Source organism: Algihabitans albus, from assembly GCF_003572205.1.
Taxonomy (GTDB): Bacteria; Pseudomonadota; Alphaproteobacteria; order Kiloniellales; family DSM-21159; genus Algihabitans; species Algihabitans albus.
Map to the genome: position 1 here is coordinate 191,972 of NZ_QXNY01000004.1, position 16,648 is coordinate 208,619.

Here is a 16,648-nt window from a genome sequence, read left to right on the forward strand (position 1 = left end):
GCGCCTGTGCCTCCGGCGACGCACAGGCGCATCGCGGCAGACGGATGACGTAAATTTAACCGGCTCCTGGGTTTCTTTCCTTGGCCCCGCCGACAATATGTGGAGGTCATAACGCATGGCGGCCGCTCTCGCCGCGCCGCGAGTCCGATGAGGTACCAGTATGTTCGACGCTTATCATCCGGCTAGCCCAGCAGTGTTGCGATCCGGCGGGCTGCGGGCCGGTCTGGCACTTCTGGCAGCCATCACCCTGCTGGGCATTCTGCGCGGGCCAGCTGCGGCCCAGGTCTTCGAACCCGAGACCTTCACTCTGGACAATGGCCTTCAGGTGGTGGTGGTCGAGAACAGGCGCGCCCCGATCGTCACCCACATGCTTTGGTACAAGGTCGGTTCGGCCGACGAACCGCGCGGTCAGTCGGGAATCGCCCACTTCCTGGAACATCTGATGTTCAAGGGGACGGACAGCCTTGCGCCGGGCGAGTTCTCCGACATCGTCGCCCGCAACGGCGGGCGCGAAAACGCCTTCACGTCCCTCGACTACACAGCCTACTTCCAGACGGTCGCAAAGGATCGCCTGGAACTGATGATGCGCAACGAGGCCGACCGCATGCACAATCTGGTGCTCAGCGACGAGGTGGTGGTGCCCGAGCGTGACGTGGTGCTGGAGGAGCGTAGCAGCCGGACCGACAACGATCCTTCCAGCCAGCTTTGGGAAATGGTTCGCGCCAACCTCTATCTGCACCATCCCTACGGCACACCTGTCATCGGCTGGCAGCAGGAGATCGAGGCTCTCGACACCGAAGACGCGCTGGCCTTCTACGACCGTTGGTATGCGCCCAACAATGCGGTTCTGGTAATCTCCGGCGATGTGACGGTGGAGGAGGTACGCCCGCTGGCCGAACGCTACTACGGCGTGGTGCCGCACAAGCCGGTGCCGGAGCGGATCAGAGTGCAGGAGCCGCAGCAATGGGCCGGCCGTCGGGTCGAATTGTCGAGCCCACGCGTGGGTCAGCCATCGGTTTCCGTCGCCTATCTGGCGCCCAGCTTCCGAACCTCCCGGTTAGCTGAGATGCCCGAGCGTCCCTATGCCCTGCAAGTCCTCAGCGAAGTGCTGGGCGGCAGCACGGGCCGCCTCTACCGCTCTCTCGTGATCGAGCAGGGCCTGGCCGCCGGGGCCGGCAACAGCTACGACGGTTCCAGTCTGGACGGCACGCACTATACCTTCTGGGCTTCGCCACGACCCGGAGTGGAGGTCGAGGCTGTCGAGACCGCGCTGAGGGCGGAGATCGAGGCCGCCCTCGACGAGGGTGTGACCGCAGATGAGGTTCGGGAGGCGACGACACGCCTGACCGCCCAAGCGATCTACGCACGCGACAGCGTCGGCGCCGCTCCACGCATCATCGGGGCGGCCCTGGCGACCGGCTCGACGATCGAAGACCTGGAGGATTGGCCCAACCGGATCGCGGCGGTGACGGCCGAGCAGGTGACGCAAGCACTCCGGGACCTGATAGATCCCGCCCGCTCCGTCACCGGTATCCTGCGCAGCGAGCCCACGACATGACGGAGGCCCACCAGATGATCCATTACGTGACCGGGCCCCATCATACGACCGAAGCCCCGCGTATCACCCTCGCCCGACCTGTCGCGTCGAGAGCACTCCCGTTTCTGCTCGTTCTGGCTGCGTTCGCCTTCGCCCTTCTGCCCCGTTCCGCCGTCGCGATTGACGTACAGCGAGTCGTCTCGCCCGGCGGGATCGAGGCCTGGCTGATCGAAGACAACTCCAATCCGATCATCGCGCTTCAGGTGGTCTTCGCCGGTGGCGCGGCCGGCGACCCGAACGGCAAGGCCGGAGTCGCACGCATGGCTGCGGCAACTCTGGACGAAGGCGCCGGAGAACTCGACTCCCAGGCATTTCAGAAAGAACTGGCCGATCTCTCGATCCAGCTCGGCTTCCGGGCCGGCCTTGACAGTTTCTCCGGCTCCCTGACGACCCTGACGCGCAACCGCGATCGCGCTTTCGACCTGCTGCGGCTGTCCTTGACCGAGCCGCGCTTCGATGCCGAACCGGTCGAGCGTATCCGCCAGCAACTCATCGTTCGCGCGCAGCGCAATGCCGTCGATCCTGACGCCATCGCCTGGTCGACGCTGATGGCAACGCTCTATCCGGAACATCCTTACGGCCGCCAACGCGACGGTACGTCCGAAACCCTGGCGGCAGTCGAGACCTCCGACCTCCAGACTTTCACCGCCGAGCGACTGGCGCGCGACAATCTCTACGTCGGTGTTGCCGGCGACATTTCGCCGGAAGAGCTTGGACCGCTGCTCGACAGCACCTTTGGCGCCTTGCCTGCGGAGGCCGCGCCGCTGGATCTGCCCGAGATCGATCCATCCGCCGACGGCGGTACGGTGGTGATCGACCAGGAGGTGCCGCAATCGGTCGTGGCCCTGGGCCAGAGCGGCCTGCAGCGGGCTGATCCGGACTACTACACGGCCTACGCCGTCAACTACATCCTGGGCGGCGGCGGCTTCGCGTCGCGCCTCTATGAAGAGGTCCGCGAGAAACGGGGATTGGCCTACGGCGTCTACAGCTACCTGCAGCCCCTCGACCGCTCGGCCCTGGTGCTCAGCGGCGTCGCAACCGCCAACGCCCGTGTCGCCGAGAGCCTTGAGATCATCCGCGCGGAATGGGCACGCATGGCCGCGGACGGTCCCACCGCAGAGGAACTGACCAACGCCAAAACCTATCTCACCGGCTCCTTCCCCTTGCGCTTCGATTCCACGGGGTCGCTGGCCGATATCCTGGCCGGCATGCAGTTTGAGAGCCTCGGGATCGACTATCTGGACCGGCGCAACAACTACATAGAGGCGATCACTCTGGAGGACGCCAAGCGCGTCGCTGCCACGCTCTATAAGCCGGAAGAGCTGACCGCCGTCGTCGTCGGCCAACCTGAGAACGTAGAGGCGACCCGCGCCGCACCCGACGGAAGTTGACCCTCCAGCCTCCGCCGAGACCGGCGGTCTGACGACAAAAAGCGGAGAGCCGCCACCAGGATTACGTGCTATCGCCAAGTCTTCGGAAGACGGAGGGCAGGGCGATCTCGAAAACCGTCAGACAACTGGAGGGCATGAGCGCCGGCGTCTGGGCCTTGGTCCTGACCTTGTCTGTCGTCTGGGGCGGAGCCTTCTTCTTCGTCGGTGTCGCCGTCACCGAGCTGCCGCCTCTGACAATCGTCCTGCTACGCGTCGGGCTGGCCGCCCTGACGCTGCACTTGGTGCTGCGGCTGACCGGTCAAAGCCTGCCGGCGAGCCCGGCCATCTGGTTGACCTTCTTCGGCATGGGGCTGCTCAACAACGCTATTCCCTTCAGCTTGCTCGTCTGGGGTCAGACCCATATCGCCTCCGGCCTTGCGGCGATCCTGAACGCCACCACGCCGCTGTTCGGGGTCATCGTCGCGGGTACCCTACTGGCCGACGAACGCGCGACCTGGCCGAAGGTTGCGGGCGTCGCCATAGGCTTCGCCGGGGCCATGGTGATGATCGGTATCGGCGCGCTTGAAGGAGTGGGAGCCGACCTCTTCGCCCAACTGGCCTGCCTCGGAGCTGCCCTTTCCTACGCCTTTGCCGGCGCTTTCGGTCGACGTTTCAAGCGGTTGGGCGTGACGCCGCTGCAGACCGCGACCGGTCAAGTCACCGCCTCGAGTCTTCTGCTGCTACCGTTCCCACTCTTCTTCGAACGTCCCTGGACGCTGCCCCCGCCAAGCCTGGAGACTTGGCTCGCAGTCCTTGCCCTGGCGATTCTGGCGACGGCCTTCGCCTATATTCTCTATTTCCGGATTCTGGCGGCAGCCGGCGCGACCAATCTGTTGCTGGTCACCTTCCTGGTTCCGGTTACGGCGATCCTGCTCGGCTCCCTGATTCTGGGCGAGCGTTTGTCGGTCGAGCATTTCGCCGGTATGGCACTAATTGCCCTCGGCCTCGCAGCCATCGACGGTCGGCCGCTACGCTGGGCCAGGAGCCGGCGCAATCGGCGCAGCCAACCGACCGATCACGATCAGCTCTAGGTTTCCGATCCGCTATCGACGACTGCCTTGCAGAAGTCGCCGCAGGTCAGGAGGAAGTCGATCCGTCCTGTCCCCGGGCGCGCGGTCAAAGGCAGAACCAAGGCCTCTATCTTGACGGTGCCCTCGCCGTCAACGCCCTGCCCGCCCGGCTGACCGTAGCTCTGGCGGTCCCAGAGAGGAAGTCGCTCGCTAAGACACCGGCGCAAGCCATCGCAGCTTTGGAAACCGCTGTCTCCGTCATTCAAATTTCCAACGGTCTTTCCGCGACGCACGCCCAGTCCGCGCACCCACTCACCAACCAAACGATAGGCAAAGCTGCCATCCGGGCGGACGTCGATCAAACAGAGGTGCGGCAAGGCCTTGCCAAGCGCCAAGGGATCTATCTCAGCCTTGTCGGGTAAGGCGGTGGGTCGGTTGTCTGCCAGTTTGAACCAATAGTCGGCGACCTGCCGATTGAGCGACGACTCCAAAAGGTCGAGATGCCGGAGTTCCAGCGGTTTCATGAGCGTTTCACTCCAAAACGCGGAGTCCGTAGGGATTTCAGCATCCGATAAATCTCCTGCAAAAACCTGCAAAAGTCGAAAAACTGACACATCACTCAAGTTTTGAGTGTCTTTTTTGACATGGAAAGAGATCACAAGTTCTTAATGGACTAACGAATCCATGACTCGACCGCTGCAATCGCTCTAGGCGGGGTGGCGGATCGGAGAAGCTCGGACGCTATCAGGTCGCACCACGAACTTCAGCGCAGGCTGCGCAGGTCGGATCTCAGCCGTTCCACATCCGAGGCCGCGAGCAAGCGTTCAGTCTCCGCCTGGGCTTGCATCCACAGAGGCACCGCTGCCGCCATGAGCTTCCGGCCGGCCGGCGTTAACGCCATGCGGCGACTGCGCCGGTCGCCGCCGGAAACGACTACGGCCAACAGTCCCCGGCGCGCGAGCGGCTTCAGCGCCGCCGTCAGCGTCGTGCGATCCATAGCCAGCAGAGTTGCAACCTCGCCGATCGTCGGCGGTTCCGGACGGTTCAGCGACATCAGAAGGGAGAACTGTCCGTTGGTCAGGTTCAGCGGCCGCAAGGCCTGGTCGTAACGGCGCGCCAAGGCTCGAGCCGCACGTTGAACATCCAGGCAAAGACAGCTGTCTCGCACTTTGAGAGTAAGCCCGAAGGGCAATTGATCGTCTTTTGACATAATGAAATAATGTTGATATCAACGTATTTGTCCAGCCGTCATAAACCACTCGGTGAGCGGCAAATTGCAGCAGTGCCGACCGTCTTGCCGCGTCGGGCATCGCGAACCGGCCTGACGGTAGCAACCCCGGCGCGAGCAACCAGTGCAGGGAGGGCGACATGGCGAAGAAGGTTTTGCTTCTTTTGGGAACGAAGAAGGGCGCATTCCTGATCGAAGGCGATGCCGAACGCCAGACCTGGTCCTTGCGCGGTCCCTTCTGCGAAACTTGGCCGATCAAGCACCTGATTGCGGATCCCAGGACCGGCACGCTCTACGGTGCCGGAGGCGACGAGTGGTTCGGACCGGCGGTCTGGAAGTCCGCCGATCTCGGCAAAACTTGGACGCACTCGAGCGAGGGTTTGGCCTACGCGGCCGGAGACGAGCCGATCAAGTCGGTTTGGAGCCTCGCAACAAACGGCAAGACCCTCTACGCCGGCGTCGAGCCAGCCGGTCTTTTCCGCAGCGACGACGACGGCGAGACCTGGCAGCAGGTCTCCGGCCTACGCGAGCACCCCTCCCAACCGGAATGGCAACCGGGCGGCGGCGGGCTGATCCTGCACGCGATCCTTCTGCATCCCGAAGACGAGCGAGAAATCTGGGTGGCGATCTCCGCCGGCGGCATCTTCCACAGTGCGGACGGCGGACGGACCTGGGAGGCCCGGAACCGGGGAACGCGCGCCGATTTCCTGCCCGAAGGGCAAAACTACCCCGAGCACGGCCAGTGCGTGCACAGCCTTGTCATGGCGGCCGGCCAGCCCGACCGCCTTTACCAGCAGAATCACTGCGGTATGTACCGTAGCGAGGACGGCGGGCGACAGTGGGAAAGCATCGAGGCAGGGCTCCCCTCCAGCTTCGGCTTTCCTGCCGTGGCGCATCCCCGCGATCCGGACCATCTCTACTTGCTGCCGCTGAACGGCGACATTGCGGGCCGCTACGTTCCGGAAGCGAAAGCTGCTGTCTGGCAGACCCGGGACAGCGGCGCCAGTTGGACTGCGCTTCGACAAGGCCTGCCACAAGAGAATGTTTTTTTCGGCGTGCTTCGCCAAGCCATGGCGACCGATTCGCTGGAGCCGGCGGGAGTCTACTTCGGCACCAACAACGGTACAGTTTTCGCGAGTGCCGACGAAGGCGCGCAGTGGAACTGCGTCGCGCAACACCTGCCTACGATTCTCTCGGTCGAGACACTGGTCATCGATGCGCCCTCCACCTGAAACGTCGTGCGATCGTCAGGAATCGCACCGCGATTCCGCCACTCGCTATCCGGTCTAGTCCGGAGGTATCGACAGTGTCGAAAGATAAGCTGTCTCCGAGCGCGCCACCGGTCACGGTCCGGCTTCCGGCGGTTCTCGTCGCTCTCTTCCCAGGGGCGCCGCGTCAGCTCGAACTCCGGGCCGAAAGCGTCGCGGAGGTCGTCGACGGGCTCGACGCCCGCTGGCCCGGTATGCGCGACCGCCTCTGCGATACGCGCCCAGGGATCCGCCGCCATATAAACGTCTTCGTCGAGGGCGAGCGGGCGGCCTTGGAAACCCCCCTTGCCGCAGATAACGAAGTCATCGTCATGACGGCGATCAGCGGTGGCTGAGGTCCGCAGCGAGCTCGGCAGTCGGCCGGCCCACTCATGACCTCGGGCAGGGTCTGAACGCCCTCTGGTAGGACGACCCAAGGCTGCTTGACGTCGTGAAGATGTGAACGTCCGGCGACAGAAGATCTGGGTCACCCAAAGTTTCGACGCGCCGGAACGCAATTGTGGGATGGCAAAACGAACCCAACCGGTCTCTGTCAGGTGCCGCCGAGGCCGGCCCGACGGGGTATCAGCACGGAGTAGTCGAACTCGAGCACGACATCCGGGTGAGCTTTGCCATCTTCGCCCAAGGCCGGACAGTCCGAAGCAACACTGTTCTTCGTGGCGCGCGTCAAGATCCGCAGCAAACCCAGATCCTGACGGCCCGGCAGCTCTTCCTTCGCCAAGACCTCGCTCCAGGCGAAGAGCGTATCGCCGGCGAAGGTCGGCTTCGTATGGCGACCGCCGTGAATCGCCACGATACGGAAGGCATTGGCCAAGCCATTGAAACTCAGCGCCCGAGCCATCGAGATGACATGGCCGCCGTAGACGATCCGCTTTCCGAAACGTCCGGCATCGGCGGCCAGTTGGTCGAAGTGGACCTTGGCCGTGTTCTGATAAAGGCGGGTGGCGGTCTGGTGCTCCGCTTCCTCCAATGTCATGCCGTCGGCATGATCGATCTTCTCACCGACGGCATAGTCGTCCCAGAGATGCGGACTGCCGGCCAGCCGCGGATCGTAGAGCTGCAGATGCAAACCGCGCGGGATCAACAAACGCTCGACCGGTACTGCTTCCGACAACTCCGGGACCGTCGCCTCGGGGACGGCCACGCGGCCCGGCTCGCGCTTGCGGACCATCACCCAGCGCACATACTCCAGCACCAGCTCGTGATGGGCGTTGACGCCGCGGGTCCGCACCCAAACCACGCCCGACTTGCCGTCGGAGGTCTCGCGCAAACCGATCACTTCGCTGGTCGCCGTGAGCGTGTCGCCGGGATAGATCGGCGCCCCGAAGCGTCCCTCGGCGTAGCCCAGATTGGCAACGGCGTTGAGGGACACGTCGGGCACGGTCTTGCCGAAGACCGTATGAAAGACCAGCAGATCGTCGAGCGGCGCCTTGGGGTAACCGAGCGAGCGGGCGAAGTCGTCGGAGGAGTGCAACGCGAAGCGGTTGCCGGTCAGCGCGGTGTAGAGTGAGGCATCACCCGCGGTCAGCGTCCGTGGCGTGGCATGCACCAGCGCCTCGCCCAGCCGAAAATCTTCGAAGAAACGGCCGGGATTGGTTTTGAGGACGCCCTCGGCGGCCAAGGAACTCTGCGGACTCATTGAAGACTGTCGCTCCCGATTCCGTCGCGCGTGTCTTGCGGTAGGCTGTGCCGGAAGCGAACACAGGACGGCTTACGCTGCAATGCAAAAAATACTGTCAGATCGTTGGTCCGCCGCGTTCTTGACCGGCGCAAGCTCGGCCGCTCGCATGTCTACGAGCAAGAAAGATGGCCGCCAGTAGGACACGCCTCGGACCGCATGGGATCGGAGACGTCAGCCGTGATCATGGCAGCACGCTACAGATCCGGAACGGGCCGGAGCAATCGGATTTCCATGGCAGGCAGATCCGGACGCAGAAAATGTGCCGACCTCTCGCTTCGGCCGGCAGCGGATCGGCTCCCTCGATCACCCGGCGGGCGCACTCGAGCCGACCGTGATCGGTCGCGGCACCCGAAGAGCACAGAGTCGCGGGGTTCGCGCGTCTCTCCAGGCGACCCTAGGCCGCCTGCGCTTCCAGATCGGTGATGGATTCGGCTAGAGCGACCGTTCGCTGGGCGTCCTCGACATGCAGGTTCTCGATCAACTTGCCGTCGAGCACGACCACGCCCTTGCCGGCGCGGGTCGCTTCGGAATGGGCCTCGATGATGCGCTTGGCCTGTGCGACGTCGTCTTCGGAGGGCGCGAAGGCCGTGTTGGCGGCCGCGACCGTTTTGGGGTGAATCAGCGTCTTGCCGTCCATTCCCAGTTCGCGGCCCTGGTTGCACTGGGCATCGAAGCCCTCGGCGTCGTTGAGGTCCAGGTGAACACCGTCGACCACGGCCAGACCATAGGCGCGAGCAGCCAAGACACAGAGGCTCAGGGAGGTCAGCACCGGCAACCGCTCCGGCGTATGTTTGGCGTTCAGATCCTTGACCAGATCGCTGGTGCCCATCACCAGGCAGGTCAGCCGCGCACTGGCACCGGCGATCTCCCCGGCATGCAGGATGCCCCGAGGGGTCTCCATCATGCACATGATGCCCATGGCCCCGGCGGCGCCGGCCGAAACCATCAGACGCTCGACCTCCTGCACCATTTCGGCGCTTTCGACCTTCGGGATCAGGATCGCGTCGGCGCCGGTCGGGGCGATGGCGGCAATGTCGTCTCGCCCCCAAGGGCTGTCCAGGCCATTGACCCGCACGATAATCTCGCGCCGGCCGTAGCCGCCTTCGGCGAGCGCGGCCACGACGTTGGCGCGTGCTTCCGCCTTGGCGTCGGGCGCGACCGCATCTTCCAGGTCCAGAATCAGCGCGTCGGCCGGGATCCCGCGCCCCTTCTCCAGCGCGCGCGTGTTGGAGCCGGGCATGTAGAGCACGCTGCGGCGCGGCCGCGCTGTCGCCTGGGTCATGGATAGAGCCTCCTTAATCCGTCGATCTGCCGATTTGGCGCGGACTATAACGGTCGCGGCGCCTGTGGCAAGGTGCCCGCAGACCTCGCCCCAACATCCCCGTCGCAACACCCGCCTTAACGACCTCAGATGCCCATTCTCTCCATCCAGTCGCACGTCTGCTTCGGTAGCGTCGGCAATCGCGCGGCCAGCTTTCTGCTACAGCGGCTGGGGTTCGAAGTTTGGGCCGTCAATACCGTGCAGTTTTCAAATCACACGGGCTACGGCACCTGGACCGGCGAGACAGCGGCGCCGGAGATGGTGGCTCACTTGATTGAGGGTGTGCTGGCACGCGCGACGCCGGGGAGCTGCCAAGCGGTGCTGTCCGGATACCTCGGCGATGCGGCGCTGGGCGAGGCGATCCTGGCGGCGGTGACGCGGCTACGCAAAGAAACGCCGGACCTGCTCTACGGCTGCGACCCGGTGATGGGAGACCGGGGGCGCGGCCTCTTCGTCCACCCCGCTATTCCAACGTTCCTGACCGAACAGGCCGTCCCGGCAGCCGACCTGCTGACACCCAACCTCTTCGAGCTGGAGCTCCTGACCGGCCGAACGGTTCGTACCCTGGCGGAGGTGGTCGCGGCCGCCCGCAGCCTCACGGCCAAGGGACCGAGGCTGGTGCTGGTGACCTCCCTCCGCCACCAGGCCAGCGCCGCCCACGAAATCGAGATGCTGGCGGTCACCCCGGAGTCGGCTTGGCGTATCGCCACGCCATACCTGACCCTCGAGCCGCCACCGGGCGGCCTCGGCGACGCGACTGCCGCGCTCTTCCTCGCCCACTATCTGAAAAGCGGCGATCCTCGCCGCGCGCTGGAAGCTTGCGCCGCAGCGGTCTACGAAATCGCGCAGGCCACTGCGGCAAGGGGCGGCCGGGACCTGGCTCTGGTTGAGGTGCAGGACCTCGTCGTGAAACCACGACGGCAGTTCACGGCAGAAGCCGTGGCTCAGACTGCCGCGTGACTCAAGCCGCGAGGTAGTCGCTCGCCAGTTTCTCGGCGATCTGCACGGCATTGAGTGCCGCGCCCTTGCGCAGATTGTCCGACACGACCCAGAAGGACAGGCCGTTGTCCACCGTGGGGTCGCTGCGCAAGCGGCTGACATAAACGGAGTCCTCGCCGGCCGACTCGACCGGCGTCACATAGCCCTCGTCCGCGCGGTGATCGACCAAGGTGACGCCTTCGGCCTCCTGCAGCGCGGCGCGCGCCTCGACCTCGTCCAGCGGCGTCTCGAACTCAACGGTCACCGCCTCGCCATGACCGATGAAAACCGGGACGCGCACGCAGGTCGCCTGCACCTTGATGGAAGGGTCGAGAATCTTCTTCGTCTCCACCATCATCTTCCACTCCTCCTTGGTGGAGCCGTCGTCCATGAAGGCGTCGATGTGGGGAATGACGTTGAAGGCGATCTGCTTCGTGAAGGCTTCCTTCTTCATAGGATCGTTCACGTAGACGGCGCGCGTCTGATTGAAGAGTTCGTCCATCGCCTCCTTCCCGCCGCCGGAGACCGACTGATAGGTCGCGACCACCACCCGCTTGATGCGGGCCAGTTCATGCAGCGGCTTCAGGGCCACCACCATCTGAATGGTCGAGCAGTTTGGGTTCGCGATAATGTGCTTCTTGCCGTAGTCGGCGATGGCCTGCGGATTTACCTCGGGCACCACCAGCGGGACATCCGGGTCCATGCGGAAGTGGCTGGTGTTGTCGATCACCACGGCCCCGGCTCGCGCCGCCTTCGGCGCATAGGCCGCCGAGACCTTGGCACCGGGCGAGAAGAGCGCGATGTCGACGCCGGCAAAATCGTACTTCGACAGGTCCTGCACATCGAGAACCTCGTCCTCGCCATAGGAGACCTGCTGGCCGGCCGAGCGCTCGCTGGCCAGGGCCACGACCTCGTCCGCCGGGAAATCCCGCTCGGCAAGAGTCTTCAGAATCTCGTGCCCGACAGCACCGGTGGCACCGACGACCGCAACCTTGTAGCCCATGGCCAAAATCCGCATATCTCATTGGAGAAGAGGACGCGCAGCCTAGCGGCGACCCTCGGATTTACAAGCTAAGAACGCAACCGGCCCGGGGAAAGCAGGACATGGCCGCTCTGCCGACAGCGAAGACCTATTCCGAGTTCTGGCCGATCTATCTCGGCGAACATCGCAAACCGGCGACCCGGGCGCTTCACTACTTCGGCACGGCCTTGGGCCTCACCATCCTGGCGGGGGCCGCGCTCACACAGATCTGGTGGCTGTTTCTGGCAGCGATCGTTTCCGGCTACGCCTTCGCCTGGATCGCCCACGCGACGGTGGAGCGCAATCGGCCGGCCACCTTCACCTACCCGGCCTGGTCGCTGATCAGCGACTTCCGCATGTTCTTCCTCTGGCTGGCCGGTCGCCTGGAGCCTGAGCTGAAACGCCACGGCATTCATTAAGTCGCGTTTCAGGACCGTGGCGCCAGTGGAAGATTCACCAGAAGATTCTGCGGCTTAAGCTTGAGATTGCTGGATTCGTCCATGCTGAGGGCGAGATAGACCGGCCGGCCGGCGATGTCGGGGCGCATATCGCCCTGATCGCGGAACTCCAACCGGAACAGAGAGAGCAGACGCGCGAGGCGCACCTCACCGACGTCCTTGCCGTCGTAGAGGTCGTTGAGCAGGTGTGTGCCTTCCGTGTCCAGGCCGATATGCCAGACCCAGCGCTCATCGCTGATCTCCTGTACCGGCTGGAGCGAAACCTCGACAGCCAGGAAATGCCGGACCCAAGCCTCCAGCACGCGGCAGAGAGCGTCCAGCCCATCGCCAGCGAAGTTGAGGTTGAGCACCGTGTCGAAGCGCGTGTCACGAGTCCAATAGAGCTCGGCGTTGTCCTCGCCCAGCACCTCCAGCTCAATCGTCCGCAGCGGTGTCTGCGCTTCGGCGACGAGCTTGCCGAGAGAACCGAAACCTCCCGTCGAGGCATACATCTCGACGGTCTCGGCATCGGCAGCCATCACGTGGCCTTCGTTGATCGTGACTTTCTGCTCACGGAAGAGCAGCTCGCCGGCCCGTGCCCGCAGGGGATAGTCCGTTCCCTCAAGGACACGGCGCACCACCACCTGCACCAGTTGATCGTAGAATAGCGGCGGCACCGGCGGGTCGCCTCGGCCGCGGTTCGGCGGATCCCGAAAGAGCTCCAGGTAAGCCGCCTCGACGGTTCCGGCCGCAATCAGGCGATCCCGAAAGGCCAGAACGATACGGTAGGTCTCGATCGCATCGGAATCTTCGATCGCCGCAAGCCGATCGGCGGAGACGGCTTCGCGAGGATTGGCCAGCAGACGTCCATGCAGATGACGCTCGGCCTCGTTGGACTCCTCGACCGGCCGCACCTCGGGTCGATTGAAGTAGGCGCGCAGAAAATCGTCGGTCACCTGAAGGTGGCCGGAATCGTTCGGCTCCAGCAGGTGATAGCCGCTGTCGCGCCAGAAATCCTGAATCATCGACCTGTTTTGCCCCCGGAGCGTCTTCGTTTGCTGCTTGTACGCCTATATCGCCGCGCGACTGCCCGCTGTCCAGCACGCGGGCGCCTTCGCCCCTCGGTTCAGAAGCTCGAAGGACCTTTGCGGGTGCGGTAAGATGGTCAGTCGGTCGGAGCCGGCGTATCTCTGACCCAGGCGTTACCGCGCTGATGGGTCATTTCGAAGGTCATGGCCGTGACCTTCCAGCCGCTGGGCGTCCGGACGAGTTCGTGGGTGTAGTTGCCCCAGACCTCCCAGAGCGGATCGCCGTTGCCCTCAAGCCGGTTCCAGGCATAACCCTGCGAGTAGATGGTGGCTCTGTCGCCGTCGAGCGTCACCAAGCCATGGCCGCGCTGATGGTGGCTGTGCTTCTGCGGTCCGAGATTGGCCGCCCAGGCAGCAATCAGCTCGTCCGCCGGGATCCTTGCCGGCGGAGCGCCGCTGAGCGAAGAAAAGTCGACCCGGATATCGTCGACGAAGAAGGAGCGGGCACGCGGCCAGTCCTTGCGGTCGACCGCGATCTCGATCTCGGTCGGTACACGCTGGACAACCAGCTCGTCGGCGATCTGTCCAGCCGTCTGAGCCGCCGCCGGAGACTGCAGAACCGCCAGGCACAGCAGCGCACCCGTGAAGGCCACCAAAGTCTTCATCGTGAGTATCTCCCTATCGGATCGCCAGGGCCAGCGGACGACTGGTCGCCTTGCGTGAAGAGGCACGGTCGGAAAAGACAAGGTTATCGCCATGCCATAGATGCCCTGTCACAGATGGGGCGCGTGCACCGTTCGCTAAGATTCTGTAAGTCTTACCCACAGTATGATTGGGGTTCATCCGTTAGATTGCGTATCGCTGGACGCTCGGCGGCAGAGGTGCGATAGTCGCTGCGTTTCCAGGCAGCCTTCGAATAGAGACATGACGTCAATCGGAACCAAGCTATTCACTTGGCTGAACGGCGAGCCGGTTGGCTCCGACGGTCAGGGAAACAAATACTTTCGCGACAAGCGCGGCCCTCTCACTCGCAAGGATTCGCTCCGACGCGAGCGGCGCTGGGTGGTTTATGTCGGCGAGGTGGAGGCGTCGCGCGTACCGCCGGACTGGCACGCCTGGCTGCACCATACGACCGATGTGCCGCCCCCCGAGGGCGGCCCGCCGCGCCGTTCCTGGATGAAGGAGCACCAGCCCAACCAGACCGGAACCGGGCTGGCCTATCGCCCGCCCGGGCATACGCTGGAGGGCGCTCGGCGCGATCGGGCGACGGGTGACTACGAGGCCTGGTCGCCTGAGTGATTTGGACATCCGAACTAAGTCTCACAAGCGACCGACAACAGCGCAAATGGCAAACCGCAGTTAGCTGCTGAGGGGGAGCAGGTTACCGACCCATGAAGCGAAATATCATCGAAACCGTAATGGGCGGCGTCGTTCTGGTGGTTGCGGCCGCCTTCGTCGTCTTTGCCTTCAGCGCCAGCGGTATGCGCACTGTGAGCGGCTATCAGGTGCGAGCCGTCTTCGACGACGCAACCGGAATTTCCCCTGGTGCCGACGTCCGCATGAGCGGTGTCAAGGTCGGCACCGTGACGGCGCAGGAACTCGACCCCAACACCTTCTTCGCCGAAGTCACAATTTCAATCGAAGATAGAATTCAACTTCCGGACGACACTTCGGCACGGATCGTTCCCGAGGGCTTGCTCGGCGGCAACTATGTCGAACTGCAGCCGGGCGGTGCGCTGGAGAATCTGGAACCGGGCGGAACCATCGAGTACACGCAGGGTGCCATCAACGTGGTCGACCTGCTGGGTCGCTTCATTTTTGGCGGCGGTGGCGATGGCGGCAGTCAACCGAACAGCGGAAGCGGCCTCGGACCGAGCTGAATCGCCTGGGGAGTCCATTTGGGCCTGCAGATCAGGTCGGAATCGAGGCTGCGCCGGCCGCGCCAACGATGTGAACGGCGCGCTGGGGGTAGGGAATGGAGATTCCCTCGCGATCCAGGCGGTTCTTCAACGCCTCAGTCAAATCGAACTTGAGCGCCCAGTAATCGCCGGCTTTACACCAGATACGCACCACCAGATCGACCGACGAGTCTCCGAGCCCAAGAACCGCCACCATCGGCGCCGGTTCGGTATGGGCGCGAGCGTCCTTGCTCACCTCATCCAAGATCGCCGTCTTGGCGTCGGCGATGTTGGCTTCGTACCCGATCCCAAGGGTCAGATCGACTCGGCGCGTATCGTGGAAGGAATAGTTGTGGATGGAGGCGCCCCACAACTGCCCGTTCGGAACCACGATCTGCACGTTGTCCGGCGTCGCCAGCTCCGTGACGAAAAGTGTGATGCTCTTGACCGTACCGGAAAGACCGGCGGCTTCGATAAAGTCGCCCGTCTTGAAGGGACGGAAGAGCAGCAGCATCACGCCGGCCGCGAGATTGCTCAAGGTGCCTTGCAAGGCCAAACCGATGGCGAGGCCGGCGGCACCGAAGATGGCAATCAGGCTGGCCGTCTGCACGCCGAACTGTGCAAGCACGGCCAGGACCGTGAAAACGATGATGAAGTATTTGGCAAAGCTGGAAAAGAAACCGCGCAGCGTCTCGTCGACCCGCTGCGTGCGTGCGAGCGCATTCTCCACAATTCTGGCCACCCATCCGGCAATGATCAGCCCAATGAGCAGAATGACGATCGCCCCGATCACGTTCAGCCCGTAGGTCGTGACGTAGAAGGTAAGAGTGTTCAGAACCCCGTCGACGTTCTCCATAACGGCCCCCCACAGCCAAGTTTCCGCTGAACCGGATCATGATCTTGCGGACCCGGATCGGTTTCTAGCGATCACAGAGATACCTAGCAATCAAGATGAAGATAGCACCACACAAGAGCGCTGTGAGTGTCGCAGCGGAGCTGCCTTGCGAATGTCACGGGAGGCGGCTAAGTCCCTAGGCATGACAACGGTACCGAACAACCGATCTGGCTTTCATCCGCCCACTTGGCATGACAGCGAAGGCAAGCCCCTGTCCTGCAAGGAAAAAATCAAGGTCCTCAATGAGAACCTTGAGGAGATTCGCGAGTTGGCACAGGACGCTTTGGAAGACGGCATCTTGATGGGGGCCGAGGAGGCACAGCTCCGCGAGACCTTGCAAAGGCTACTCGATTCTCTTCGGAACCCTTACGGAGCAGGCAAGTGAGCCATCCTTCACGCAACCGGGCCTGGCTCGCCGTGCCGCTGGTCCTGGTCCTGACTGCCGCACTGCCGGCCTGGGCTCAGCAGAGCCAGCCGGAAAACTGGCCGCCGCCGACCTATCCCGTCGCTGTCCTGCAAGGTCTCGACAAGGTGACGGCGCGAATCTCGACCTTCGAGGTGCCGGTCGACCGGGCCGTCGATTTCGGCGGACTGGAAATCGTCGTACGCGCCTGCCACAAAACCCCGCCAACGGAAGCGCCGGAAGCAATCGCCTTTCTCGAGGTCGCCGAGATCGAACCGGATCGCCCGCGCCAACCGCTTTATTCCGGTTGGATGTATGCCTCCTCCCCCGCCGTCGCGGCGCTGGAGCATCCGGTCTACGATGTCTGGGTCAAGGATTGTGCCGAACAGCTCTCGCAGCAATCGCCGACCGAAGCGCCGATCACCCCGCAGTAGCTCGAGGTCGAGAGCTCTA

19 protein-coding genes are annotated in these 16,648 nt (G+C 63.8%); 11 read left to right on the forward strand and 8 right to left on the reverse strand.

What is annotated here, in order from left to right; translation table 11 throughout:
* The first annotated feature begins 160 nt into the window (after positions 1-160).
* The 3 genes from DBZ32_RS10970 to DBZ32_RS10980 all read left to right on the forward strand — a co-directional run bounded on the left by DBZ32_RS10970 (position 161) and on the right by DBZ32_RS10980 (position 4,058).
* The gene (locus tag DBZ32_RS10970) at positions 161-1,558 is read left to right on the forward strand and encodes a M16 family metallopeptidase (RefSeq protein WP_119167209.1); all 1,398 of its coding nucleotides are present in this window, start codon (positions 161-163) and stop codon (positions 1,556-1,558) included.
* Positions 1,555-2,988 (forward strand): M16 family metallopeptidase, encoded by a 1,434-nt coding sequence (locus DBZ32_RS10975; protein ID WP_235830144.1) that lies wholly within the window; start codon positions 1,555-1,557, stop codon positions 2,986-2,988. Before DBZ32_RS10970 ends, DBZ32_RS10975 begins: the two co-directional genes overlap by 4 nt.
* 134 nt (positions 2,989-3,122) lie before the next feature.
* A complete protein-coding gene (locus DBZ32_RS10980) occupies positions 3,123-4,058 on the forward strand; it encodes a DMT family transporter (protein ID WP_119167210.1) in 936 nt (311 codons plus the stop codon).
* Here DBZ32_RS10980 and DBZ32_RS10985 read toward each other — a convergent pair.
* Entirely contained in the window at positions 4,055-4,696 is a 642-nt protein-coding gene (locus DBZ32_RS10985) for a PAS domain-containing protein (protein WP_162906716.1), read from the reverse strand. The genes DBZ32_RS10980 and DBZ32_RS10985 overlap by 4 nt on opposite strands.
* 104 nt (positions 4,697-4,800) lie before the next feature.
* On the reverse strand, positions 4,801-5,157 hold the full coding sequence (locus DBZ32_RS10990) for a MarR family winged helix-turn-helix transcriptional regulator (protein WP_328587484.1): 357 nt from the start codon (positions 5,155-5,157) through the stop codon (positions 4,801-4,803).
* 248 nt (positions 5,158-5,405) lie between these two features.
* On the opposite strand from DBZ32_RS10990, the gene DBZ32_RS10995 reads away from it, so the two are divergent.
* Together DBZ32_RS10995 and DBZ32_RS11000 are read left to right on the forward strand one after the other, a co-directional pair.
* Complete coding sequence (locus tag DBZ32_RS10995) at positions 5,406-6,497, forward strand: WD40/YVTN/BNR-like repeat-containing protein (RefSeq protein WP_119167213.1); 1,092 nt, start codon at positions 5,406-5,408, stop codon at positions 6,495-6,497.
* A 74-nt stretch (positions 6,498-6,571) separates the two neighbouring features.
* Positions 6,572-6,868 (forward strand): ubiquitin family protein, encoded by a 297-nt coding sequence (locus DBZ32_RS11000; protein WP_235830145.1) that lies wholly within the window; start codon positions 6,572-6,574, stop codon positions 6,866-6,868.
* A gap of 197 nt (positions 6,869-7,065) precedes the next feature.
* Here the strand turns inward: DBZ32_RS11000 and DBZ32_RS11010 are convergent, their stop codons facing one another.
* A complete protein-coding gene (locus DBZ32_RS11010) occupies positions 7,066-8,172 on the reverse strand; it encodes a MaoC family dehydratase (protein WP_119167214.1) in 1,107 nt (368 codons plus the stop codon).
* A 436-nt stretch (positions 8,173-8,608) separates the two neighbouring features.
* Positions 8,609-9,496, reverse strand: coding sequence for an HpcH/HpaI aldolase/citrate lyase family protein (locus DBZ32_RS11015; RefSeq protein WP_119167215.1), 888 nt, complete (start codon positions 9,494-9,496; stop codon positions 8,609-8,611).
* 129 nt (positions 9,497-9,625) lie between these two features.
* On the opposite strand from DBZ32_RS11015, the gene pdxY reads away from it, so the two are divergent.
* The gene (gene pdxY, locus DBZ32_RS11020; RefSeq protein WP_119167216.1) at positions 9,626-10,495 is read left to right on the forward strand and encodes a pyridoxal kinase PdxY; all 870 of its coding nucleotides are present in this window, start codon (positions 9,626-9,628) and stop codon (positions 10,493-10,495) included.
* A 1-nt stretch (position 10,496) separates the two neighbouring features.
* On the opposite strand, the gene DBZ32_RS11025 is transcribed toward pdxY, so the two are convergent.
* Positions 10,497-11,516, reverse strand: a complete 1,020-nt coding sequence (locus DBZ32_RS11025; protein ID WP_119167217.1) for an aspartate-semialdehyde dehydrogenase — start codon at positions 11,514-11,516, stop codon at positions 10,497-10,499.
* Positions 11,517-11,617: 101 nt separating this feature from the next.
* Between DBZ32_RS11025 and DBZ32_RS11030 the strand changes: the two genes are divergently transcribed.
* On the forward strand, positions 11,618-11,953 hold the full coding sequence (locus DBZ32_RS11030) for a DUF962 domain-containing protein (RefSeq protein WP_119167218.1): 336 nt from the start codon (positions 11,618-11,620) through the stop codon (positions 11,951-11,953).
* Between the two features lie 8 nt (positions 11,954-11,961).
* Here DBZ32_RS11030 and DBZ32_RS11035 read toward each other — a convergent pair whose 3' ends face one another.
* A complete protein-coding gene (locus DBZ32_RS11035; RefSeq protein WP_208539195.1) occupies positions 11,962-12,996 on the reverse strand; it encodes a DUF6352 family protein in 1,035 nt (344 codons plus the stop codon).
* A gap of 140 nt (positions 12,997-13,136) precedes the next feature.
* On the reverse strand, positions 13,137-13,664 hold the full coding sequence (locus DBZ32_RS11040; protein WP_119167219.1) for a nuclear transport factor 2 family protein: 528 nt from the start codon (positions 13,662-13,664) through the stop codon (positions 13,137-13,139).
* A 259-nt stretch (positions 13,665-13,923) separates the two neighbouring features.
* On the opposite strand from DBZ32_RS11040, the gene DBZ32_RS11045 reads away from it, so the two are divergent.
* Together DBZ32_RS11045 and mlaD are read left to right on the forward strand one after the other, a co-directional pair.
* On the forward strand, positions 13,924-14,298 hold the full coding sequence (locus tag DBZ32_RS11045) for an NADH:ubiquinone oxidoreductase subunit NDUFA12 (protein WP_119167220.1): 375 nt from the start codon (positions 13,924-13,926) through the stop codon (positions 14,296-14,298).
* Positions 14,299-14,390: 92 nt separating this feature from the next.
* Positions 14,391-14,879 (forward strand): outer membrane lipid asymmetry maintenance protein MlaD, encoded by a 489-nt coding sequence (gene mlaD / locus DBZ32_RS11050; protein WP_119167221.1) that lies wholly within the window; start codon positions 14,391-14,393, stop codon positions 14,877-14,879.
* Between the two features lie 31 nt (positions 14,880-14,910).
* Here the strand turns inward: mlaD and DBZ32_RS11055 are convergent, their stop codons facing one another.
* Positions 14,911-15,753, reverse strand: coding sequence for a mechanosensitive ion channel family protein (locus DBZ32_RS11055; RefSeq protein WP_119167222.1), 843 nt, complete (start codon positions 15,751-15,753; stop codon positions 14,911-14,913).
* A gap of 181 nt (positions 15,754-15,934) precedes the next feature.
* Between DBZ32_RS11055 and DBZ32_RS11060 the strand changes: the two genes are divergently transcribed.
* Positions 15,935-16,177, forward strand: a complete 243-nt coding sequence (locus DBZ32_RS11060) for a hypothetical protein (RefSeq protein ID WP_119167752.1) — start codon at positions 15,935-15,937, stop codon at positions 16,175-16,177.
* A complete protein-coding gene (locus DBZ32_RS11065) occupies positions 16,174-16,629 on the forward strand; it encodes a DUF2155 domain-containing protein (protein ID WP_235830146.1) in 456 nt (151 codons plus the stop codon). Before DBZ32_RS11060 ends, DBZ32_RS11065 begins: the two co-directional genes overlap by 4 nt.
* Positions 16,630-16,648: the final 19 nt, after the last annotated feature.